This window comes from Mycobacterium sp. ITM-2016-00318 (genome assembly GCF_002968285.2).
In the GTDB taxonomy this organism is placed as follows: Bacteria; Actinomycetota; Actinomycetes; order Mycobacteriales; family Mycobacteriaceae; genus Mycobacterium.
The window spans coordinates 1,452,058-1,473,482 of sequence record NZ_CP134400.1 but is presented as its reverse complement, the minus strand read 5'-3'; the positions used below and the strand labels follow the sequence as shown (position 1 = coordinate 1,473,482).

Annotated in this window: 18 protein-coding genes; 7 read left to right on the top strand and 11 right to left on the bottom strand. The window is 68.6% G+C overall.

The window, feature by feature from the left end:
* Positions 1 to 37: 37 nt before the first annotated feature.
* Positions 38 to 1,060, bottom strand: a complete 1,023-nt coding sequence (locus C6A82_RS07170) for a PDZ domain-containing protein (RefSeq protein WP_105347050.1) — start codon at positions 1,058 to 1,060, stop codon at positions 38 to 40.
* 93 nt (positions 1,061 to 1,153) lie between these two features.
* On the opposite strand from C6A82_RS07170, the gene C6A82_RS07165 reads away from it, so the two are divergent.
* The 3 genes from C6A82_RS07165 (at position 1,154) to C6A82_RS07155 (ending at position 4,843) form a co-directional block, all read left to right on the top strand.
* Positions 1,154 to 2,545 carry a zinc-dependent metalloprotease gene (locus tag C6A82_RS07165; protein WP_105347048.1) on the top strand — a complete coding sequence of 464 codons (1,392 nt, stop codon included), beginning with the start codon at positions 1,154 to 1,156 and terminating at the stop codon, positions 2,543 to 2,545.
* A gap of 63 nt (positions 2,546 to 2,608) precedes the next feature.
* Positions 2,609 to 3,463, top strand: coding sequence for a TOMM precursor leader peptide-binding protein (locus C6A82_RS07160; RefSeq protein WP_105347046.1), 855 nt, complete (start codon positions 2,609 to 2,611; stop codon positions 3,461 to 3,463).
* A gap of 42 nt (positions 3,464 to 3,505) precedes the next feature.
* Positions 3,506 to 4,843, top strand: a complete 1,338-nt coding sequence (locus tag C6A82_RS07155; RefSeq protein ID WP_105347044.1) for an AarF/ABC1/UbiB kinase family protein — start codon at positions 3,506 to 3,508, stop codon at positions 4,841 to 4,843.
* A gap of 25 nt (positions 4,844 to 4,868) precedes the next feature.
* On the opposite strand, the gene C6A82_RS07150 is transcribed toward C6A82_RS07155, so the two are convergent.
* The 3 genes from C6A82_RS07150 to C6A82_RS07140 form a co-directional block, all read right to left on the bottom strand.
* On the bottom strand, positions 4,869 to 5,147 hold the full coding sequence (locus C6A82_RS07150) for a WhiB family transcriptional regulator (protein ID WP_105347043.1): 279 nt from the start codon (positions 5,145 to 5,147) through the stop codon (positions 4,869 to 4,871).
* 141 nt (positions 5,148 to 5,288) lie between these two features.
* Positions 5,289 to 5,456 carry a hypothetical protein gene (locus C6A82_RS07145; RefSeq protein WP_158261657.1) on the bottom strand — a complete coding sequence of 56 codons (168 nt, stop codon included), beginning with the start codon at positions 5,454 to 5,456 and terminating at the stop codon, positions 5,289 to 5,291.
* Positions 5,457 to 5,558: 102 nt separating this feature from the next.
* Positions 5,559 to 7,703: an ATP-dependent DNA helicase UvrD2 gene (locus C6A82_RS07140; RefSeq protein WP_311101727.1), complete on the bottom strand. Its 2,145-nt coding sequence runs from the start codon at positions 7,701 to 7,703 to the stop codon at positions 5,559 to 5,561.
* 93 nt (positions 7,704 to 7,796) lie between these two features.
* Between C6A82_RS07140 and mrx1 the strand changes: the two genes are divergently transcribed.
* Positions 7,797 to 8,045 carry a mycoredoxin Mrx1 gene (gene mrx1, locus C6A82_RS07135; RefSeq protein WP_105346618.1) on the top strand — a complete coding sequence of 83 codons (249 nt, stop codon included), beginning with the start codon at positions 7,797 to 7,799 and terminating at the stop codon, positions 8,043 to 8,045.
* 19 nt (positions 8,046 to 8,064) lie between these two features.
* Here the strand turns inward: mrx1 and nudC are convergent, their stop codons facing one another.
* Entirely contained in the window at positions 8,065 to 9,027 is a 963-nt protein-coding gene (gene nudC / locus C6A82_RS07130; RefSeq protein ID WP_105346616.1) for an NAD(+) diphosphatase, read from the bottom strand.
* Positions 9,024 to 10,118: a TrkA family potassium uptake protein gene (locus C6A82_RS07125; RefSeq protein ID WP_105346614.1), complete on the bottom strand. Its 1,095-nt coding sequence runs from the start codon at positions 10,116 to 10,118 to the stop codon at positions 9,024 to 9,026. Before C6A82_RS07125 ends, nudC begins: the two co-directional genes overlap by 4 nt.
* Positions 10,119 to 10,166: 48 nt before the next feature.
* Here C6A82_RS07125 and C6A82_RS07120 point away from each other — a divergent pair, with 48 nt between their 5' ends.
* Positions 10,167 to 10,562 carry a MauE/DoxX family redox-associated membrane protein gene (locus C6A82_RS07120; protein ID WP_105346613.1) on the top strand — a complete coding sequence of 132 codons (396 nt, stop codon included), beginning with the start codon at positions 10,167 to 10,169 and terminating at the stop codon, positions 10,560 to 10,562.
* Here C6A82_RS07120 and C6A82_RS07115 read toward each other — a convergent pair.
* Both C6A82_RS07115 and C6A82_RS07110 read right to left on the bottom strand, forming a co-directional pair.
* Entirely contained in the window at positions 10,559 to 13,876 is a 3,318-nt protein-coding gene (locus C6A82_RS07115; RefSeq protein WP_396836805.1) for an ATP-dependent helicase, read from the bottom strand. The two genes, C6A82_RS07120 and C6A82_RS07115, sit on opposite strands and share 4 nt — an antisense overlap.
* Positions 13,807 to 16,938, bottom strand: a complete 3,132-nt coding sequence (locus C6A82_RS07110; protein WP_105346611.1) for an ATP-dependent DNA helicase — start codon at positions 16,936 to 16,938, stop codon at positions 13,807 to 13,809. Before C6A82_RS07110 ends, C6A82_RS07115 begins: the two co-directional genes overlap by 70 nt.
* A 77-nt stretch (positions 16,939 to 17,015) precedes the next feature.
* Between C6A82_RS07110 and C6A82_RS07105 the strand changes: the two genes are divergently transcribed.
* Positions 17,016 to 17,813, top strand: coding sequence for an alpha/beta fold hydrolase (locus C6A82_RS07105; RefSeq protein ID WP_105346610.1), 798 nt, complete (start codon positions 17,016 to 17,018; stop codon positions 17,811 to 17,813).
* 2 nt (positions 17,814 to 17,815) lie between these two features.
* Positions 17,816 to 18,112, top strand: coding sequence for an MGMT family protein (locus C6A82_RS07100; RefSeq protein WP_105346608.1), 297 nt, complete (start codon positions 17,816 to 17,818; stop codon positions 18,110 to 18,112).
* A gap of 1 nt (position 18,113) precedes the next feature.
* On the opposite strand, the gene C6A82_RS07095 is transcribed toward C6A82_RS07100, so the two are convergent.
* From C6A82_RS07095 to C6A82_RS07085, 3 genes are all read right to left on the bottom strand, one after another.
* The gene (locus C6A82_RS07095; protein ID WP_105346607.1) at positions 18,114 to 18,968 is read right to left on the bottom strand and encodes a TIGR02569 family protein; all 855 of its coding nucleotides are present in this window, start codon (positions 18,966 to 18,968) and stop codon (positions 18,114 to 18,116) included.
* An 82-nt stretch (positions 18,969 to 19,050) separates the two neighbouring features.
* Positions 19,051 to 20,229, bottom strand: coding sequence for an adenylyltransferase/sulfurtransferase MoeZ (gene moeZ, locus C6A82_RS07090; protein WP_105346605.1), 1,179 nt, complete (start codon positions 20,227 to 20,229; stop codon positions 19,051 to 19,053).
* 104 nt (positions 20,230 to 20,333) lie between these two features.
* Positions 20,334 to 21,410: a DUF3152 domain-containing protein gene (locus C6A82_RS07085; RefSeq protein ID WP_199193841.1), complete on the bottom strand. Its 1,077-nt coding sequence runs from the start codon at positions 21,408 to 21,410 to the stop codon at positions 20,334 to 20,336.
* Between the last annotated feature and the right edge of the window lie 15 nt (positions 21,411 to 21,425).

The following is a 21,425-nucleotide window of genomic DNA, read 5'->3' as shown; positions in this document are numbered from 1 at the left end:
TGTCACAACTCTACGCACTGGTTCTACGCACTCCCGGTCAACAACGGGGCGCTTCGCCACCGGCAGAAAGTGCCTTCAGTGCGTCCACCGCGCCTTCGAGGTTCTCCACCTTGACAAGAGCCATGCCGTTGTCGTGGGCGGAGCGGGCCTCGTCGCAGTTGTCGGCGGGAACGAGGAACACGTTCGCTCCGGCCTCCTCCCCGGCAGAGATCTTGTGGGTGATGCCGCCGATCGAGCCGACCTTGCCGTCGGCATTGATGGTGCCGGTGCCCGCGATGAACTTGTCTCCGGTGAGATCCCCTGTGGTCAGCTTGTCGATCACGGCGAGGCTGAACACCAGGCCGGCAGACGGGCCGCCGATATTGGCGAGGTTGAAGTCGATCGTGAACGGCGCCCACGGCGCTTCGACGACCCCGATACCGAGCACGCCCTGCTTCTTGTCCGGCGCGGAGCCCAGCTTGACGGTCGCGATGCCCGGCGGAGCGTTCTTGCGCCGGAAGTCGAGAATCACCTCGTCGCCCGGCTCCGTCTTCGCCATCAGGACCTGAAACTGCTCCAGATTGCTCACCGGAGCTCCGTTCACAGCGTCGATGGCGTCGCCCTCCTCGAGCCTGCCCGTCGACGCGCCGTCCTTGGTCACCGTCTCCACCGTCACCGCGGGCGCGTACTTCAAGTAGCCGAGCGCGGCGTATTCGGCGCTGTCCTCGGAGCGCTTGAACTCCTGGGCGTTGCCTTCGTCGATCTCGTCCTTGGACTTGTCCGGCGGATAGACGAGATCACGCGGAACAAGTTGCTCGCGACCCGACATCCACAGTGTCATCGCCTGCCCGAGCGTGAGGCCGTCGCGCTGGGACACCGTGGTCATGTTCAGGTGGCCGTTGGTCTTCTGCACGTCGGTGCCCTTGATGTCGACGACCACTTTTCCCTCGAACGTGTCGAGGGTGTCGAACGTCGGGCCGGGGCCCAGGGAGACGTACGGCACCGTCACCGCCGCCAGCAGCACGCCGAACGCGACGATCGGCGCCAGAGCGACCAGCAATGTGGATATCCGCCTGTTCACGCCAGCAACAGTAGACGGCCTAGGAAAGTGCTTTCACTCATAGCGTGACGGCGGGCGCCGCGCGAGGTGTCCATGATGAGTACCGTTGAGGACATGTCTGACCTGCCCTTCGGCTTTTCGTCCGGAGACGACCCCGAGCGCGACAAGCGCAAAGAGGATTCCGACTCGGGATCCGGCTCGGGCTCCCCGCAGGATCCGTTCGGCTCGCCCTTCGGAGGCGGAGGTGACTTCGACATCTCCCAACTCGGCCAGGTGTTCAGCCGCCTCGGCGAGATGTTCAGCGGTGCAGGCGGCGCGATGGCCGGCGGCAAGCAGTCGGGTCCGGTCAACTACGACCTCGCCCGTCAGCTGGCGTCCAGTTCGATCGGGTTCGTCGCCCCGGTGCCGGAGACGACGACTGCCGCGATCGGCGATGCCGTGCGGCTCGCCGAAACGTGGCTGGACGGGGTGACCGCTCTGCCCGCGGGCACGACCAAGACCGTGGCGTGGACACCGACCGACTGGATCGACAACACGCTGGACACCTGGAAGCGGCTCTGCGATCCGGTGGCCGAACAGATTTCGACAGTGTGGGCGTCGGCGCTGCCCGACGAGGCGCGCGCCATGGCGGGCCCGCTGCTGGCGATGATGACGCAGATGGGCGGCATGGCGTTCGGGTCGCAGCTCGGCCAGGCGCTTGGCACGCTGTCCAAGGAGGTGCTGACGTCGACCGACATCGGCCTGCCGTTGGGCCCGAAGGGCGTCGCCGCCCTGATGCCGGAGGCCATCGAGTCGCTTTCGGAAGGCCTCGAGCAGCCGCGCAGCGAGATCATGACTTTCCTCGCCGCACGGGAGGCCGCACACCATCGGCTCTTCAGCCATGTGCCGTGGTTGCCGAGCCAGCTGCTCAACGCCGTCGAAGCCTTCGCCAAGGGCATGAAGGTCGACATGTCCGGGATCGAGGAGTTCGCGGCGGGATTCAACCCGGCGTCGCTTGCCGACCCGTCGCAGCTCGAACAACTGCTCAACCAGGGCATCTTCGAGCCGAAGGCCACCCCGGAGCAGACCGCCGCGCTGGAACGGCTCGAGACGCTGCTCGCTCTCATCGAGGGCTGGGTGCAGACCGTCGTGAACGAGGCTCTCGGCGAACGCATTCCCGGCGCCTCCGCACTGAGCGAGACGCTGCGTCGCCGACGGGCCACCGGCGGCCCCGCCGAGCAGACCTTCGCCACGCTGGTCGGCCTCGAACTGCGGCCGCGCAAGCTGCGCGAGGCCGCCGTGCTGTGGGAGAAGCTGACGCAGGCCGCAGGCGTGGACTCGCGCGACTGTGTCTGGCAGCACCCCGACTTGCTGCCGGCGGCCGAGGACCTCGACGAGCCTGCGGGCTTCATCGACCGCGTCATCGGCGGCGACACCAGCGGCTTCGACTCCGCTATCGAGCAAGCGCTGAAAGACGTCGGCGATCTCGGCACAGACGAGGACGACAAGGACGACAAGGAGGACTAGCGCCCGCCCCGGCGGCCTGTGGATAACTCGTGGCCGCGGTGCGCCGCGTGGCACAGTCGGTCCATGACGCGCTACGCGCTCGATCCGGCCATGCCGGTGTTGTCCCGACCCGACGGTGTCGTGCAGATCGGCTGGGATCCGCGACGCGCGCTGTTGGTGCGCCCACCTGCGGGGATGAGTGTGGCGACGCTCGGGGACCTGCTGCGGGTGTTGCACTCCGGCGCCACGCACGCGCAACTGAAGGATGTCGCTGAGGGTGTCGACGCGACCACGATCGCCGACCTCGTCACCGAGTTGGTCGGCGCGGGTGTGGTGACCGCGGTGCCGCGTCCGCGCACCCGGTCGGCGTCGATCCGGATCCACGGACGTGGCCCACTGTCGGATCTGTTGGCAAGTGCGCTGCGCTGCTCGGGCGCCAGGATCAAGACCAGCAGCCAACCCCATGCGGGCGTCAAACCGGAAAGGACCGATCTGGTCGTGCTTTCGGATTCGCTCGGTGCCGACCCGCGGATGCTGCGCTATCTACACGAGGCACGCACGCCGCACCTCCCGGTGCGGGTTCGCGACGGCGCAGGCCTTGTCGGGCCGCTCGTCGTGCCCGGGGTGACGAGTTGTCTTCGGTGCGCGGACCTGCACCGCAGCGACCGCGACGAGGGCTGGCCCGCCCTCGCCGCCCAGCTGCGCGACGCCGTCGGCAACGCCGACCGCGCGACCATGCTCGGCACCGCTGCCGTCGCGCTCAACCAGGTCGACAGGGTGATCGCGGCCGTGCGCGGCGGCTTTGACTTTTCTGACGTCGAGCGGGCACCGCATCCGCCTTCGACCCTTGACACCACGCTGGAGTTCGACGTCGCCACCGGATCCACCACGGCGCGCCGCTGGACGCGCCACCCCCGGTGCGCCCTGTGCTCGAGTTGAAAATGATTGTTGCCACATGGTTGCCGAACGGCCAGATTCGTCGTGGATGATGGACGGGTGAGCGACATCAAACGCGGCGGAGCGGCCCGCAACGCCAAGATTGCGGGCCTCGGTGCCGGTATGGCGGGACGCGCGGCGCTGGGGTTCGGCAAGCGATTGACCGGCAGGTCAAGGGACGACGTCAACGCCGAGCTGATGGACAAGGCGGCCCAGCAGCTGTTCACCGTGCTCGGAGAGCTCAAAGGCGGCGCGATGAAGGTCGGCCAGGCCCTCTCGGTGATGGAGGCCGCGATCCCCGAGCAGTACGGAAAGCCCTACCGCGAAGCGCTGACCAAGCTGCAGCGCGAAGCCCCGCCACTGCCTGCCGCCAAGGTGCACCGCGTGCTCGACGGGCAGCTGGGGACGAAATGGCGGGAACGGTTCACGTCGTTCGAGGACAAGCCGGTCGCGTCGGCAAGCATCGGCCAGGTGCACAAGGCGGTGTGGTCCGACGGCCGTGAGGTCGCGGTCAAGATCCAGTACCCGGGCGCCGACGAAGCTCTGCGCGCTGATCTGAAGACGATGCAGCGGATGGTCAGGGTACTCAAGCAGCTATCCCCCGGCGCCGATGTGCAGGGCGTGGTCGACGAGCTCATCGAACGCACCGAGATGGAACTCGACTACCGGCTCGAGGCCGACAACCAGCGTGCGTTCGCGAAAGCCTATGAGGGACATCCGCATTTCGTCGTCCCACACATCGTGGCCAGTGCGCCCAAAGTGGTGATCCAGGAGTGGATCGAGGGCATCCCGATGTCGGTGATCATCCGCGAGGGCACCACTGAGCAGCGAGACCTGATGGGTACCAGGCTCTTCGAGTTGACCTACGACGCACCTCGGCGGCTGGAGATGATGCACGGCGACGCGCATCCCGGAAACTTCATGCTGCTGCCCGACGACAAGATGGGCGTCATCGACTTCGGCGCGGTGGCCCCACTGCCCGGCGGCATCCCCGAAGACATCGGCCTTGCGACGAGATACGCGCTCGAGGACGACTACGAGAACCTGCAGGCGGCCATGCAGCGGATCGGATTCATCCAGAAGGGTGAGCAGGTCTCCCATCGCGAGATGGACGAGATGATGAAGCAGTACGTGGAGCCACTCCAGGTCGAGGTGTTCCACTACACGCGCAAATGGCTGCAGAGGCTCACCGCGGCGAACATGAAGCCGGACCGCGCCGCTAACCAGATCAAGGCCGCAAGGCAGATGGATATCCCGGCCAAGCTCGCCATCCCGATGCGGGTGATCGCCTCCAATGTCGCGATCTCATGTCAGCTGGACGCGCATATCCCGGCCAAAGCGCTTGCCACCGAGCTCATTCCGGGTTTCGCCTCAGCGGCATAGGTCTGAAGAAGCCGAAACCGGCAGCCTATGCGGCTGCCGGTTCGGCATCTTTGCGAGGACGCCCGCGCGGACGTTTGCGCGCGACGATCGTGCCGCGTTCGAGGATCTCGCCACCCCAAACGCCCCACGGCTCGCCGCGGTCCAGCGCCGCTGCCAGGCATTCCCGTCGGATCGGGCAATCGGTGCACAAGGCCTTCGCGCGTTCCAGATCGACGGGGCTTTCCGCGAACCACAAGTCGGGATCTCCGACATGGCACGGCACGGCCGGTAGCGTCCTCTTACGGCACGTCTCGAGGCCAGACATGTCCGTTCACCTGCTTCCTGGTCGTTGATCTTTTCGATTTCTCTCGGATCTGTGACCAGGTGTTCGGGGAGTCCCCAAAACTATGGCCACGGATCCGGTGATTGCGGGTCCGTGGCCATTGCGGCTTTTTTGGGGCTCTGGCTAGATAGTGCCCCTCACGGACGCGCCAATCGCGGTGCCGGTACGCGGCTTGCGCGGCGTAATGGCGGCAGCGGCGGCGGCGGGATGCGCCGCGGCAGCGAAGGCTCCGAAGACATGGAGGGCCTGCGACATGTCGGCCACGCGGGTGATCGAATTCAAAATCGTCATGATTGCAGCAACCCTCCTCTCGTCCTCGTGGATGATCTTGACGCTAAGCGTAACAGCCGTTTCGCACAACCGATTTTCTGACCTGCGGGGTTGGCGCGATTTTTACGAGGATTGGCGGCCCTTGACCAACGCAAGCACGTCGGGCCCGAACTGCTCGAGCTTGCGAGCGCCGATGCCCGGAATCGAAACGAGCGCGGAGTCGTCGGCGGGCATGGTCTCGGCGATCGCGATCAGCGTGTTGTCGGTGAACACCACATACGCGGGCACGTTCATGTCCTTCGACGTGCGCAGTCGCCAGTCTTTGAGGTCGGCGAGCAACTGTTCGTCGATGTCGGACGGGCAAGCCTCGCAACGGCGCAGCATGACGGCCGCAGGGGTGGTCAGCGCGTTGTTGCACACCCGGCACCTCGGGGTGGGGCCCCGTGGTTTGCGCGGCCGGTTCGGGGCGTCGGCATGCGTGTTCGGCGCGATGCCGTTCAGGAAGCGCGACGGCCGTCGGCCCTGCCTGCCGCCGGGATTACGAGCCAGCGCCCAACTCAACGCCAAATGCACTCGCGCCCTTGTGATACCGACATAGAACAGCCTGCGCTCCTCCTCGACGGCTTCACTGTCCTGGCCATGGGCCAGCGCGTGCGAGATGGGCAGGGTGCCGTCCGCGAGGCCGACCAGGAAGACCGCGTCCCACTCCAGCCCCTTGGCCGCGTGCAGCGAGGCAAGGGTGACGCCCTGCACGACGGGAGCGTGGCGGGCGTCGGCGCGCTGTCGCAGCTCGGCGAGCAGCGCCCGCAGGTCGAGCGAAGGCCGTTGCGCCACTTCGTCATCGGTGAGCTCGGCCAGTGCCGTCAGCGCCTCCCACCGCTCCCTGGCGCGGGTGCCCGACGGTGGTTCGGCCGTCATCCCCAACGGCTCGAGCAGTTGGCGCACCAGCGGCCGAAGTTCGTCGCCCGATGCGTCGGCGCCGCGCTCGGCCGCGCGCTGCATCGCCAGCAGGGCCTGCCTGATCTCCTGACGGCTGAAGAACCCTTCGCCGCCGCGAACCTGGAACGCGACGCCCGCCTCGGTCAGCGCCTCCTCGTACACCTCCGACTGGGCGTTGATCCGATAGAGCACCGCGATCTCCGATGCGGGCATGCCGTTCTCGATGAGGCGCACGATCTTCTTCGCGACCGAGGCCGCCTCGGCGACCTCGTCGGAAAACTCGGAGAAAGTCGGCTTGGGACCCGGATCACGCTGGCCGACGAGGTGCAGCCTGCTGCCCGCCACCCGGCCTCGTGCGGCGGCGATCACCTGGTTGGCGAGCGACACCACCTGGGGGGTGGACCGGTAGTCGCGCTCGAGCCGGACCACCGCCGCCTCGGGGAAGCGCCGCGAGAAATCCAGCAGATAGCGCGGAGTGGCCCCGGTGAAGGAGTAGATGGTCTGGTTGGCGTCGCCGACCACGGTCAGATCGTCGCGCTCGCCGAGCCAGGCGTCGAGCACCCGCTGCTGCAGCGGGGTGACGTCCTGGTATTCGTCGACGACGAAGCAGCGGTAACGGGCGCGGAACTCCTCGGCCACCGCCGCGTCGTTCTCGATGGCGCCCGCCGTGTGCAGCAGGAGGTCGTCGAAGTCCAGCAGCGCCATACCGTCGGCGCAGGCCTTGAGCGATTCGTATCCGGCGTAGACGTTCGCGATTTTCGCCGCGTCCAGCGGAATGTCGCGGCCTGCCTCGGCGACCGCATTGGGATAGTCCTCCGGGCTGATCAGCGACGCCTTGGCCCACTCGATCTCGCCTGCCAGGTCGCGGACGTCGTCGGTGCTGGCCGACAGGCCGGAGCGGCTGGCGGCCTGTGCGACGACGGAGAACTTGCTGTCGAGCAGTTGCCAGCCGGTGTCGCCGACCACCCGCGGCCAGAAGTACCGCAGCTGACGTCGCGCCGCGGCGTGAAACGTCATCGCCTGCACCGAGCCGGTACCCGAGCCGTCGTCGCACGCTCGAAGCCTGCTGCGCATCTCACCGGCTGCACGCTGAGTGAAGGTCACCGCCAACACCTGGCCCGCGGCTACGTGTCCGGACGTGACCAGATGTGCGATGCGCCGGGTGATCGTCCTGGTCTTGCCGGTGCCCGCGCCTGCGAGCACACACACCGGTCCGCGCGCGGCCAGCACCGCCTCGCGCTGCTCGTCGTCGAGTTCGTCGAGATGTGAGGCGGTTCTCTCTCCACTTCGCGCGCGCGCGGAAGCATCGACGGACATGGCGTTCATCATTGCAGGGCCAGCCGACATCGCCGGTCTGCGTGAGGCGCGTCGCATGGCGGGGATTTGGGCAATTTCGGCGGCCCCGGTTACGTTGAACGCCTTATGACAGCCAGCGGCGCCCCACTGACCATGTACACCACGACGTGGTGCGGCTTCTGCTCAAGGCTCAAGACGGCGCTCAAGGCGGAGGGCATCCCCTACACCGAGGTTGACATCGAAAGCGACCCGGCCGCTGCGGAATTCGTGATGTCGGTCAACCGGGGCAACCAGACGGTGCCGACGATCAAGTTCCCCGACGGGTCGACCATGACCAACCCGAGCGCCCGCGACGTGAAGAAGAAGCTGGGCTAACCAGTCGAGGACCGCCGCGTTATAGGGCGGCCCAGGACTCGATGATCTCCCTGGCGATCGAGATCGAGCCGGGCAGAAGCAGGCGCGAGTCCGAATCACCGCGCACGTGAGGAGCAGATGTAACGGAGTTCCAGTCGCCGTGCTCCAGCGCCTCGCGGATCTCGGCGCGGGTGAACCACGCGGCCTCGGCGATCTCCCCGTCGTGGAAGACGAACTCCTGCTCAGGGTCGCCGATTGCGTGGAAACCGACCATCAGCGAGCGGGGAAACGGCCACGGCTGGCTGCCCAGGTAGGTCACGTCACGCACCGTCAGCCCGATCTCCTCGGCGATCTCGCGCACGACGCACGCCTCGAAGGACTCGCCTGCTTCCACGAACCCGGCAAGCAGGGAGAACAACCGCTCGGGCCAGACGGTCTGACGCGCCAGCACCGCGCGGTCGTAGCCGTCGTGCACGAGGCAGATCACCGCGGGGTCGATCCGCGGGAACTCCTCGTGGCGGTTCACCTGGTTGACCCGCGACCAGCCGCCCTTGATCGGCTTCGTCGGTGACCCGTCGATCGCGCTGAAGCGTGCGCTGTCGTGCCAGTTGAGCAGCGCGGTCGCGGTGGCCACCAACTGGGCGCTGACGTCGTCGAAGATGTGCCCGGCCCGGCGCAGGTCGAGGACCTCCGTCTCGGTGCCGGGTTCCTCGGGTGCGACGAGCACACTGCGCACCGCCCAGACGTGCTTACCGTCCTGCAGTTTGCCCAGAAACACCGCGTGGTCGGTGGGCTTGTCGCCGAGCGCGGAGGCCTTGCCGAGAACGACGCGGCCGTCAGCGATCAGCACCTGATTACGCGAGTCGACCCGCAGCAGAAGGGCGTCGGCCCAGCCGGCTATCGCGGCGTCGACATCGGTGCGCAAGGTGTCGGCGCGGTCGGCGCCGACCCGGGACAGCAACGGCACGTTGCGCAATTGAAAGGGCGCCGAGCGCTCGATCATCGTTCGGGTTCCACGCTGCGGATGTATAGCAGCCGGTCACCGAGTTCGAGGGCGTCGACCTGCGGGTCGTCGACGCGCAGCAGCTTGCCGCCGCGCACGACGCCGAGCACGATGTCGGGGTTGTGCCGTGGGGAACCGCCGACCTCCTTGGTCTCGACCTCGCGCTCGGAGATGGCAAACCCGGCATCGGGCGTCAGCAGATCCTCCATCATCTCGACGACGCTGGGCGTCTGGACGGCGATGCCCAGCAGCCGGCCCGCCGTCTCGGACGTCACCACGGTCTGGTCCGCGCCGGACTGCTCGAGCAGATGCTGGTTTTCGGCTTCCCGGACCGCGGCGATGATCTTGGCGTTGGGCGCCAACTCGCGCGCGGTCAGCGTGACGAGGACGGCGGCGTCGTCGCGGTTGGTGGCGACGATGATCGCCTTCGCGTGCTGGGCGCTTGCCAGGCGCAGCACTTCCGAGTCGGTCGCACTGCCTCGGACGGTGACCAGGCCCGCGCTCTTTGCGCGCTCGAGGGCGACGGGGTCCTCGTCGACGACGACGATGTCGGCGGGGGCCATGTCGTCGCCGACCATCGCGGCGACCGCCGTCCTGCCCTTGGTGCCGTACCCGACGACGACGGTGTGGTTACGCACTCTGCTCCTCCATCGCTGAATCTTCAGTGCCTGGCGCGACTGCGTGGTGAGGGTCTCCACGGTGGTGCCGATCAGCACGATCAGGAACGCCACCCGCAGCGGCGTGATCACCAGGACGTTGACCAGCCTGGCCGACGGGGTGACCGGCGTGATGTCGCCGTAGCCGGTGGTCGACAGCGACACCGTCGCGTAGTACAGGCAGTCCAGAAACGACAATGGGTCGTCGGGGTTAGGGCTGCTCTCGACGTCGCGGTAGCCGTGTCGGTCCAGGTAGACGATCAGCACCGCCGCGAATAGCGCCCCCGCCGCATAGATGATCCGGCGGATGATCCGCTGTGTCGGGCTGACGAACGGCTCGGGGATGCTCAGGATGTCGACCAGATCGGCGTCCGGTCGTGTGGTCAGATTCTGGTCGATGGCGGCGAGCCGCCGACGCAACCTACCTTTGGCCACGAGACCCCGTCATCGCTGCCGGTCGGGTGCGCACGCCATTATGTAATCATGACCTCTCCCCCAGCCGAATTGCAGCAGATCGCCAACCCAACGCGCGCGTCGAAGATGGGCGCGATGCTCGTCGGCATGGGGGTGCTGCACTTCGCGGCCCCCAAACCGTTCGACACCATCGTCCCGGCCGAACTGCCGGGTGAAGCACGGTTCTACACCCTCGCCTCCGGGGTGGGCGAGATCGTGACCGGGGGATTGCTGCTGGTGCCGCGGACCCGCAAGCTCGGCGCGCTCGCCGCGGTGGCGCTGTTCGTATCGGTGCTCCCGGCCAACGTGAACATGGTCCGGTTGTGGAAGGACAAGCCGCTGCCGATGCGGATCGGCGCGATCGCCCGGCTGCCGCTGCAGATCCCGATGATCATGCAGGCGCTGAAGATCTACCGCGAGTCCTAAGCGGCCGGCGACTCCAGCAGTGCCGCCAGATCCTCGTACTCCGGCAGCGAATCGGGCACGACGATCTGGCCGTACCGCACGTAGTGGAACGCCGCCCGAACCGACTCGACGGGCACGCCGCGCAGCGCCGCCCAGGCCAACCGGTACACGGCGAGCTGAACGGCGGCATGGCGCTCGGCCTCCGCGGTGTCCGGCGGATCGCCGGTCTTCCAGTCCACGACGGTTGCACCGTCGGCATCTTCGAACACCGCGTCGATACGACCACGCACCACCGTGCCGCCGATCATCATGTCGAACGGCACCTCGACGTCCACAGGCGTGCGGGCAGCCCACGGCGACGCCATGAACGCCGTCTGCAGTTCGGCGAGGCTCTCCGAATCCTCACGCGCCAGTTGCCCGTCGACCGCGCCGGGGATGTCGTCCAGATCGAACAACCGCTCGGCGCCGTAGAACCGCTGCACCCAATCGTGAAATGCGGTGCCCAGCAAGGCATGCGGATCCGGACGCACCGGCAGCCTGCGCCGCAGCCGTCGTAGCGCGGCGTCGGGGTCCTTGCCGATGTCCACGAGGCTGCTCACCGACAGCGCCGCAGGCAACGTCGCGGGCCGTCGCGGCGCCACCCGGTCCCGTTCGGCGAGCAGGGCGTCGACGTCGGCGGACCACTCGTCGGAGTTCTCGGCGGGCGTCTCGAGCCGTCCCGTCATCGCCTGGGCCACCAGCGCCGCCCCACGATCCACGTCGCCGCGCCGGCTGCCCGCGGGGTCGGCGGGCCACAGAGCCTCGGTAACGGTGTCCCGCAACGGGTTCGCCGTGCCATCAGCAGGCGCGGGCGCCCAGTACTCGATCACCCCGCACAGTTCGCCCGCCTCCGCCGAACCGTCGATGATGTCCTTCAGCTCGCAGAGGAACTCCGAGGGACCCCGTGGCTTACCCTCCGACGCCCCCCAGTGGTGCCCGGACAGCAGCAGCGTGTCCTCCGCCCGGGTGAGCGCCACGTACAGCAACCTGCGCTCCTCGTCGACTCGACGCTGGTCGAGGCTGCGCTTGTGCTCGTAGATCTTGTTGGACAATGCTTTTCGGTCGTAGACGGCGGAGGTGTCCAGAACCGGCACCCCATGTGCGCCGACAGTGGCGCGGTCGCCGCGCAGCAGCGGCGGCAGGTCGGCGGCGTCGGTCAGCCACGTCCGCATCGACGCGGTCGAGGGAAAGACGCGTCCACTGAGGTGCGGCACCGCGACCAGCTGCCACTCCAGGCCCTTTGCGGCGTGCACGGTGAGGATCTGCACGCGGTCGTGCGCGACGGTGACTTCGGCGGGCGCCAGGCCGTTCTCCACCACCATCGCAGCGTCCAGGTAGGCCAGCAGATCCGACATCGTCGCGCCCGGCCGCACGGTCGCGAAGTCGGTCACCACATCGGCGAAGGCGTCGAGGTGTTCGGTGCCGCTGCACCCCGCCGTCGGCGGTCGCGCGGCACGGGCCTCGGCGTCGACGCCGAGCACCCGCCGCACCTCGGCGACCAGGTCGGGGAGCGAATGGGTCAAGTGCGCGCGCAGCCCCGTCAGCTCCCGGCCGAGCGCGACGATCCGCCGATACCCCTGCGCCGAGAAGCCGTCTCGCGCTCCCGGATCACTGATCGCGTCGGCCAGGCAGGCGGTGTCGGCGTCGGGAGCGGCCTCGGCGACGATCTCGTCAGCGGACGCACGGTCCCGCGGGCCGCCGACCTGATCCAGTTCGACTGCGCGGCGCCACAACGCCGAGATGTCGTGGCCGCCGAGCTGCCACCGCGGCCCGGTGAGCACCCGCATCGCGGCGGCGCCCGCCATCGGATCGGCGACGAGGCGCAGCATCGCCACCACGTCGGCGACCTCGGTCACAGAGAGCAGCCCGGCCAGCCCGACGACCTCGACGGGCACACCCCGAGCGGTGAGCGCATCGGCCATCGGCGCCGAATCGGAGTTGCGCCGCACCAACACCGCCGCCGTTGGCACGGGCGTGCCCGCGTCGCGGGCCTCGCGGTATCGGCGGGCGATGTGATCGGCAACCCAGTCGCGTTCGGCTTCGACATCGCCCAGCAGCGCGCACAAGATGGCACCCGGTTCAGCGCCGGGCCGGGGGCGCAGCGGCTGCACCGCCACCGACCGGCGCCTGGCCTCGGCCGACACCGCGTTGGCGAGATACAGCGCCCGCGGCGGATTGCGCCAGCTGGTGCGAAGTTCCAGGGTCGGCGCCGGTGTGCCGTCGGCGAGCGGGAAGTCGGTGGCGAACCGCGGCAGGTTGGTCGCCGACGCCCCGCGCCAGCCGTAGATCGACTGGATCGGGTCGCCCACGGCGGTGAGGGCGAGGTTGTCGTCGACACCGCCGCCGAACAACGAGGACAACGCGATGCGCTGCGCGTGGCCGGTGTCCTGGTACTCGTCGAGCAGCACGACGCGAAACCGTTGCCGCAACTGCTCGCCGACCTGCGGGCACGTCGACGCCAGCCGCGCGGCCGACGCCATCTGCATGCCGAAGTCCATCACCTTCTCGGCGCGCATCCGGCGGTGCAGGGCATCGATCAGGGGGACCAGCACGGTGCGCTCGGTCTGGGTGGCGAGCATCCGCAGCAGCCACTGGCTGGGCCCGCGGTCGCGCTGGTAGGGACCCGCGGGCAGGGTGTGCACGAGCCGCTCGAGTTCGACGTGGGTGTCGGTCAACTGCTCGGTGTCGACGAGGTGCTCGGCCAGCTGGCCCGCCAGCCTCAGCACCATGGTGGTGACGGCGGCGGGCGTCTTGTCGGTGTCCAGCGCCCCGCGGTATTCGGTGACGACACGAAACGCCAACTGCCACAGCTCCGTCTCGCTGAGCAGCCGGGTGTCGGGCTCGACGGGAAGCAGAAGTCCGTAGTCGCGCAGCAGCGTGCCCGCAAAAGCGTGGTAGGTGCTGACGGTCGCGGGATCGTCGGCCACGTCGAGTCCGCCGGGTACGATTCCCGCGCCGGCGAGCCGGGCCAGCCGGGAGCGGACGCGACGCAGCAGTTGGCCCGCCGCCTTGCGGGTGAACGTCAACCCGAGCACCTCAGCCGGTGTCGCGTAGCCGTTGGCAATCAGCCATACCACGCGCGCCGCCATCGTCTCGGTCTTGCCCGCGCCCGCGCCCGCGATCACCACCAGCGGCCCGGGCGGTGCGGCGATCACCGCCGCCTGTTCGCCTGTCGGTGCGAAAAGGCCAAGGGCCGAGGCTAATTCCGCAGGACTGTAGGTCGGGGTCACCATGTCGCCGTTCCGTCGGTAGGGGCCTGCGCAGGGCAACTCTGGCGCACCGGGCAGTGCGCGCAGCCGTCGTTGACGCGGGCCATGAATTGCGGGCCCCGCGTCGCTGCGGCCGCCGTGCCCACCAGCTCGCGCCACTGGCCGCGGGCGTCGGCCGTCATCGGATCCTGCTGTCGCTCGGTCGGGCCGGCCGCGACGGGTTTACCGAGATAGACCAGCCGACCGCCGCCAGGCGAATGTCCCTGCTGCACAACGCCTTCTGCGATGGCGAGCTGATACATCGCCAGCTGTGCGTGATGTTGCGCGTCGTCCTTGCTGACCGGTGACTTCCCCGTCTTGAGGTCCACGACCACCAGGCGGCCTTCGGAATCGCGTTCGAGCCGGTCGAGCCTGCCGCGTACCTGTATCGCAGCGCCGTCGCAGTCCAGCACGCCGTCGACGTCGACCTCCCTGCCCACCTCGGTGAGCTCGTGCCGGGTCTGTTCCCGCCACTGCGCGAAGCTGGACAACATCGTCTTGTGTCGCGCCAGTTCGTTGTCGGCATACCAGGTCGATTCGAACGGCACCTTCTGCCAGAGCCTTTCGAGCTCGGCGACCATCCGCGCTTCGTTCATCTCGGGGTCGGCGACCAGAGCGTGCACCAACGACCCGATCGCCGAGCGCACGTCGCGGCCGTCGCTTCCGCCGTGCCGTTCGAGCAGCCAGCGCAACGGGCAGTCGGCCAGCGTCTGCAGCGTCGACGGTGACAACCGCACCACGTGGTCGTCGCCCGACCACAGCGGATCGTCGCTGCTCGGCGGGATCATGCCGTACCACTGCCTGGGATCGGCGCCGGGGATGCCCGCGGCCGCCAACCGTGCCAGTTGAGCTGCCGCACAGGTTCTCACCGTGTCCTCGACGGCTCCATCAGGCGCACAGAGCACTGAGCGAAGCGCGCCGACCAGCGGCGCGGGTGCGAGCACTCGCGGTGCGAGCACGGGTTCGGCGGTGTGGGTGTCGGTATCGGTCGCGAACCGAGCGAGCTCGGTGTGAAACGGTGACGGCAACATCGAGTCGTCACCGCATTCGCTGTCGACCGCGGTCACCAGCAGACGGTTGCGGGCACGGCCCATAGCCGAGATCAGCAGCCTGCGTTCCTCGGCGAGCAGCGGGGCGCGGTGGGACACGCGTGTTGCGTCGTCACCCGCAACACCGTCGAGGACGTCGACGAGATGTTGAGTACCCAGCACACCTCCGCGCGGAGTCGTGTTGGGCCACAGTCCTTCCTGGAGCCCCGCGATGACTACGACTTCCCATTCTTTCTCGAGCGCCGCGTGAGCACTCACCAGCGCGACGCCGTCGGCGTCGGCTGCAACGTCACCGGACACCGGCGCCGGGCCCAGCGCGCTGACATGCTCGACGAGACCGCGAAGGGACGCCCCCGCGGTCCGTGACACGTACTGTTCCGTCACGTCGAACAGCGCGGTGACCGAGTCCAGGTCGGTGCCGGCTCTGGCGCCTGCCGCGCCGCCCCGCTCACTGGCCGCCAGCCAGCGCTTCTGAAGACCGCAACGGTGCCACGCCTGCCACAGGGTGTAGCGCGGGTCGGCACCGTCGGCCTCGGTTCGCCGCGCTGCGGCCAACACGGCGCGCACCCTCTGCAGCGGACGGCCGAGATCGCCCGTCATCACGTGCTTTTCCGACTCGAGCGCCTCGACCAGCAGATCGCCGAAGTCGCGCGGAGGCTCGGTCCGATCGGCTCGCCGCAACGCCCTGCGCAGTTGCCGCAACGACACCGGGTCCACCCGGCCGATGGGACCTGTGAGCAGCTGCAGCGCGCGGTCACCGTCGAGCCCGTCGGCGACGGCGGCGAGCACCGTCAGCATCGCCTTTGCCGCAGCCTGTTCGGCGACCGGCACACCCGACGGCAGGCTGAGCACCGGCACCCCGCCTGCGGTGAGCGCACGGCTCAGCGCGGCGCCGCTGTGCCGCAGCGAGCGGACGACCACCGCCATCTGTGCCCACGGAACTCCGTCGAGAAGGTGCGCCCGACGCAGTGTGTCGACGATCAGCGCCGCTTCCGCGTGCGCGGATGCCGCCACCCGCACCGACACCGTGCCGGGCTCCGCACCCGTTCCGGCCAATTCCCGTGCCGCCCCTGCGCCGGGTAGCCGAGCCGCGACGCCGGTGATGGCGCGTGCCACCGCGGGTGCGCACCGGTGCGACTGGGTGAGCGTGATGACCGGATCGTCGTCGCCGTGCAGCAACGCCGGGTCGGCGCCCCGATAGGAGAACACCGATTGGTTGGGATCACCGGCGATGACGGTCAACTCGGCGCCCGCCGCCAGCGCCCGCACCAGCCTGGCGGCTTGCGGATCGAGGTGTTGGGCGTCGTCGACCAGGAGCAGTTTGATACGGGCGCGTTCGGCGGCCAGCAGGTCGGTGTCCACGGCGAACGCTTCCAGCGCTGCGCCGACGAGTTCGGCCGCGCCGAGCGCGGGGACGGTGGCCTGCGGGGCGGCCATCCCCACAGCCGACCGCAGCAGCATCGTCTGCTCGTACTGCTGCGCGAACTGGCCTGCGGCCAACCACTCGGGGCGGCCGGAAAGCCGGCCGATCCGTTGCAGCACAAGCGGATCCACGCCCCGCTCGGTGCAGCGGGCCAGCAGGTCGCGCAGCTCGGTGGCGAACCCGGCGGTGCTCAGTGCCTGCCGCAGCGTGCGCGGCCACGCGACGGCGGCGGCGTCGCCGTCTTCGAGGTCACCGGCGAGGAGTTCGCGAATGATGCCGTCCTGCTCGGCTGTGGTGATGAGGCGCGGAGGCGGGTCCCCGTTGCGCTGGGCGGCGAGCCGCAGCAGCGCGAAGGCATACGAGTGGACGGTGCGGACCAGCGGTTCGCGGATGACGATCCGGCTGCCCGCCCGCAGCAGCGCCGAGGTGATGGCGGCGCGCGCCTGGGTCCCCAGCCGCGCCGAACCCGTCAGCAGCAGCACCGATTCCGGTGCGAGTCCGTCGGCGATGCGCGCTGCCGCGGTCTCGATCAATGCCCGGGTCTTGCCGGTGCCGGGGCCGCCGAGCACGCGCACGACACCGCGAAAGCCGGCGTCGGTCAACGTTGTCGGGCCTGAAGCGATGTGCGGTGCGGACATGACGGCATGACACCACGAGGGTCCGACATTTAGCGTGGGAGTGGGTTCGCGGCGCGGCTGCCCTTAGCATCGACGCCGTGGCCAGCAATTCGCAGTTCCTCAATGTGCACCGCTTCGGTCCCGACCAGCCGGCGCAGGTGTTGGCCGTGCACGGGCTCACCGGACACGGCCTCCGGTGGCGGACGCTGGCGACTCAACACCTGCCGAACTTCTCGATCCTCGCCCCCGACCTGCTGGGCCACGGCAGGTCGTCGTGGGAGGCGCCGTGGACGTTGGAGGCCAACGTCGCTTCGCTCGCCGTCCTGCTGGCCAGGGAGACGACGCGTCCGGTCGTAGTGGTCGGCCACTCCTTCGGCTGTGCCGTCGCGCTGAGGCTCGCCGTCACCCGCCCCGAGCTCGTCGCATCGCTGGTGCTTCTCGACCCGGCCGTCGGCCTCGACGGCGCCTGGATGGCCAACATCGCCGACGACATGATGGCTTCGCCGTATTACCTCGACCGTGACGAGGCGCGCAACGAGAAGGCGCACGGCTCGTGGGCCGACGTCGACAGCGCCGAACTGGACGCCGAACTCGACGAGCACTTGATCGAGCGGCCGGACGGCCGCTGCGGCTGGCGGATCAGCATTCCCGCGATGATGTCTTACTGGAGTGAGCTGGCGCGTGATGTCGTCGTGCCGCACAAGGGAATACGCACGACGCTGGTGCGCGCCGCCCGCACCCACCCGCCGTATGTGACCGACGCACTCATCGCCGCCCTCTCCGAGGAGCTGGGGCCTCGGTTCTCGCTGGTCGACATCGACAGCGACCACATGGTCGCCCAAGCCAAGCCCGCCGAGACGGCCGCGCTCATCCGGGACCGGCTCGAACACGCCTAGCCATGGCCGCCATCACCGAGGAACAGGTGGAGACAGTCCGCGCGTTGGTGGCGTCGATTCCGCCCGGTCGGGTCTCGACCTATGGCGACATCGCCGCGGCGGCAGGGCTTTCCAGCCCACGGATCGTGGCCTGGATCATGCGTACGGATTCGGCGGATCTGCCGTGGCACCGGGTGATCCGGGCTTCAGGGCGCCCTGCGCCGCACCTCACCACGCGTCAGCTCGAATTGTTGCGCGCCGAAGGGGTGCTCGCCGACGACGGTCGAATAGGGCTCGCCGACGTGCGCCACGCGTTCTGATTCAGAGCAGCTGGCGCACCAGCGCGGCGGTGCGTGCCAGCCCCGGGAACGCCGCTGCCGTCGAGCGCGGATGCAGGGCGTGGACGGCCAGCCTGAACATCAACGCGCGCAACAACATCTGGGGCCACTCGGGCAACGGCGCCCACCGTTCGACCAGTCCGTCGTCGGCCTCACCCCACGACAGCGCGTCGACGACGACCACCCCAGCCGCCCATGAGGCAGGCCGCCAGTACGGCGTGATGTCGGTGATTCCCGGCGCTGCCGTCCCGGCGAAAAGCACTGTGCCGTAGAGGTCGCCGTGCACAAGCTGGTGGGGACTCTTCGTCGGCTTGCGCAGCCCGGCGAGCTGGTTGATCAAATCGATCGACCGCTGACCGTCGGCTGAACCCGGGGAAACCTGAGCGTCCGGCGGCAGCGACTGCAGCGGTCGCTCCTCCCACGCCGCGCGGTCGGCGGCGACGAAGACATCGACGTCGGACCACGGCGCGACGGGCGGCTGGGTCAAGAACCGGGGACGCTCGAGCTTGGCCGTCGCTTCATGCAGGCGCACCGCGGACGAGACGACCTCGTCGTGGCGGGGTTCGGGCGTGCCCGTGACGAACGTGTCCGCACGCCAGCCCGCGACGACGAAGCGGCCGTCGGTCGATCGAACAGGCCTGGCGAGCCGGACACCGTCGACGAACAGCGTCTCGCGGACCTTCGCCGACCAGGCGGCGCGGGCGTGGTCGGCAACCATGGACAACACCACTTCGCCGCACCGCCAGCCGCCCTCCCAGCCGACGCCGAGCGCGACGGGACCCAGGCCACTGACGCCGAATGCCGCCAGCACGTGGTCTGGCGGGCGTTCTTCGGTCACAGCGTCAGGCTACCGTCGCCGCGCGCTCGAAAGGTTTCGCTGACCAGCTGTGTCGAGATCGATATTGACGCGTTAGTTCGCGTTAGTACATCACCATGTCGGGCTCGAGCTGGTTGCCCCACGCGACAATTCCGCCCTGCACGTGCAGGGCGTCGGAGAACCCGGCCTTCTTGGCGATCGCGAGCACCTCGGCCGAGCGCACGCCCGTCTTGCAGTAGAACACCGGGGTGCGGTCCACCTGCAGCTTGGCCAGCGCCTCCCCCGATTCGAATTCACCCTTGGGTATCAGCTGCGCGCCTTCGATGCGGTTGATGTCCCACTCCACCTGTTCACGGACGTCGATCAACGACAGCGGCTTGCCGGAGTCGATCATGTCGCGCAGCTCGCGCGGCGTGACGGTCGATTCGGCGACAGCCTCCGCGGCGGCGTCGGACACCACGCCGCAGAACTCCTCGTAGTCGATCAGCTCGGTGATCTTCGGGGTCGCCGGGTCCTTGCGGATCTTGATGGTGCGGTAGGTCATGTCGAGCGCGTCGTACACCATCAGCCTGCCCAGCAGCGGTTCCCCGATGCCGGTGATCAGCTTGATCGCTTCTGTGCCCATCACCGAGGCGATCGACGCGCACAGGATGCCGAGGACACCGCCTTCCGCGCACGACGGCACCATGCCCGGCGGCGGCGGCTCCGGGTACAGGTCGCGGTAGTTCAGGCCGAGTCCGTCGGGCGCGTCCTCCCAGAACACCGACACCTGGCCTTCGAAGCGGTAAATCGAACCCCACACGTACGGCTTGCCTGCCAGCACGGCGGCGTCGTTCACCAGGTAACGGGTGGCGAAGTTGTCGGTGCCGTCGAGGATCAGGTCGTAGGCCTCGAACAGCTCGACCGCGTTGTCGGGCTCGAGCCTGAACTCATGAAGTCGAACGTCGACCAGCGGGTTGACCTCCTTGATCGAGTCGCGCGCGCTCTCGGCCTTGGACCGCCCGATATCGGACTGCCCGTGGATGATCTGACGCTGCAGATTGGATTCATCGACGACGTCGAACTCGACGATCCCAATGGTTCCCACACCCGCGGCCGCCAGGTACAGCAGCGTCGGAGAGCCCAGCCCACCCGCGCCGATGACGAGCACGCGCGCGTTCTTCAGCCGCTTCTGACCGTCAAGGCCCAGGTCGGGGATGATCAGGTGGCGGCTGTAGCGCGCGACCTCTTCGCGCGTCAGCTCAGGCGCGGGCGCTACCAGCGGCGGCAACGGTGTGGACACGGATTACCCTCCTCGATTCGACGTCGGGGGCTGCATTCCATCTCAGCAGTTACCCAGACCAACGGCAATCACCGCCGGGAGCTTCCCGGGCGCGCGCGAGGGTGTTACGGGATGGGATACGGCCAGGGGTTGGGCTTGCACGCCTTGCCGTCGGCCTTGACCCACTCGGGGTCGAAGCGCGCGTTGTCGTTGTCGCTCGTGGAGAACGTCTGCTGCATCATCACCGGAGCCAGCTGGCCGTTCTCTACGCACGGCTCGTGACGCTGATACCCGATGGCGTGGCCGACCTCGTGGTTGATGAGGTACTGACGGTAGGCGCCCACATCGCCCTGGAAGGGCACCGCGCCCCGGACCCAGCGAGCCTCGTTGAGGAACACCCTCGGCTGCCCGTCCGCGTAGTTCGGGTTGTAGCAGGACGTCTCGATCGGAATCTCATATCCGCAGCCCTCCCGCAACGTCATCGGTGAGGTGAGCGACACGCGGAAGTCCGGCTGGCCGGCAAAAGTCGAGTCGACCCGGGTGAAGGCGAATTGCGGATTGTGCGTCCAGCTCTTCGGATTGCCCAACGTCTCGGTGACCATCCTGGCGAAGTTGTCGTCGCCGCCGAAGGTGGTGGTGTCGACGCCGTCCTCCACCTCCACGGTGTAGGTGAAGGTTTTGGTGGTGCCCTGCCCAACCTTGGGTTCCGAACCGGGGACGACGCGCCACGTCTTGGCGCCCGCCTCGGTGTAGGGCCCGCCGTCGGGCAGGATGCCGGTAGGCAGGTTGGCGTCGAACTGGGTCAACCCCTTGGGCGGGGCGCCGAGTATCGCGGTGCCGGACCCGCCGATGGTCGGGGGGCCCTGCGCAGGTCCCTGGTCCTGCTCGGCGCCGGACCCGTTGGTACCCGACACCGTCGACCAGACCACCCACACCGTCAGCGCGACCAGCGCAGGCAGCGCGTAGGCCCGCCAGCCGTAGGTGGAGACGAACCGGCCGAGCCAGGTCTGCTTGCGCCACCGGCGCCGCTGCTCCCGGTTCGATCTGGGCCGGCCGGTGCTTTCCGCGAGGGGGTCGCGCTGGGCGCGCAGGGGCTCACGCCACTGGTCGCGCAGAACCGGAACTCGACCCCCGGGCGATTCCGGGTCGCGACGCCGTTGGCCTCCGGCGCTCCGCGTGCGACGCCCCGGCTCGTAGGTCACCGAAACAGGATGGCA

Excerpts from the sequence above, each read along its gene's own strand:
- C6A82_RS07165 (WP_105347048.1), top strand. The coding sequence starts at position 1,154 with ATGTCTGACCTGCCCTTCGGCTTTTCGTCCGGAGACGACCCCGAGCGC.
- C6A82_RS07160 (WP_105347046.1), top strand. The coding sequence starts at position 2,609 with ATGACGCGCTACGCGCTCGATCCGGCCATGCCGGTGTTGTCCCGACCC.
- C6A82_RS07150 (WP_105347043.1), bottom strand. The coding sequence starts at position 5,147 with ATGTCTGGCCTCGAGACGTGCCGTAAGAGGACGCTACCGGCCGTGCCG.
- C6A82_RS07145 (WP_158261657.1), bottom strand. The coding sequence starts at position 5,456 with ATGACGATTTTGAATTCGATCACCCGCGTGGCCGACATGTCGCAGGCC.
- C6A82_RS07140 (WP_311101727.1), bottom strand. The coding sequence starts at position 7,703 with ATGATGAACGCCATGTCCGTCGATGCTTCCGCGCGCGCGCGAAGTGGA.
- mrx1 (WP_105346618.1), top strand. The coding sequence starts at position 7,797 with ATGACAGCCAGCGGCGCCCCACTGACCATGTACACCACGACGTGGTGC.
- nudC (WP_105346616.1), bottom strand. The coding sequence starts at position 9,027 with ATGATCGAGCGCTCGGCGCCCTTTCAATTGCGCAACGTGCCGTTGCTG.
- C6A82_RS07120 (WP_105346613.1), top strand. The coding sequence starts at position 10,167 with ATGACCTCTCCCCCAGCCGAATTGCAGCAGATCGCCAACCCAACGCGC.
- C6A82_RS07110 (WP_105346611.1), bottom strand. The coding sequence starts at position 16,938 with ATGTCCGCACCGCACATCGCTTCAGGCCCGACAACGTTGACCGACGCC.
- C6A82_RS07100 (WP_105346608.1), top strand. The coding sequence starts at position 17,816 with ATGGCCGCCATCACCGAGGAACAGGTGGAGACAGTCCGCGCGTTGGTG.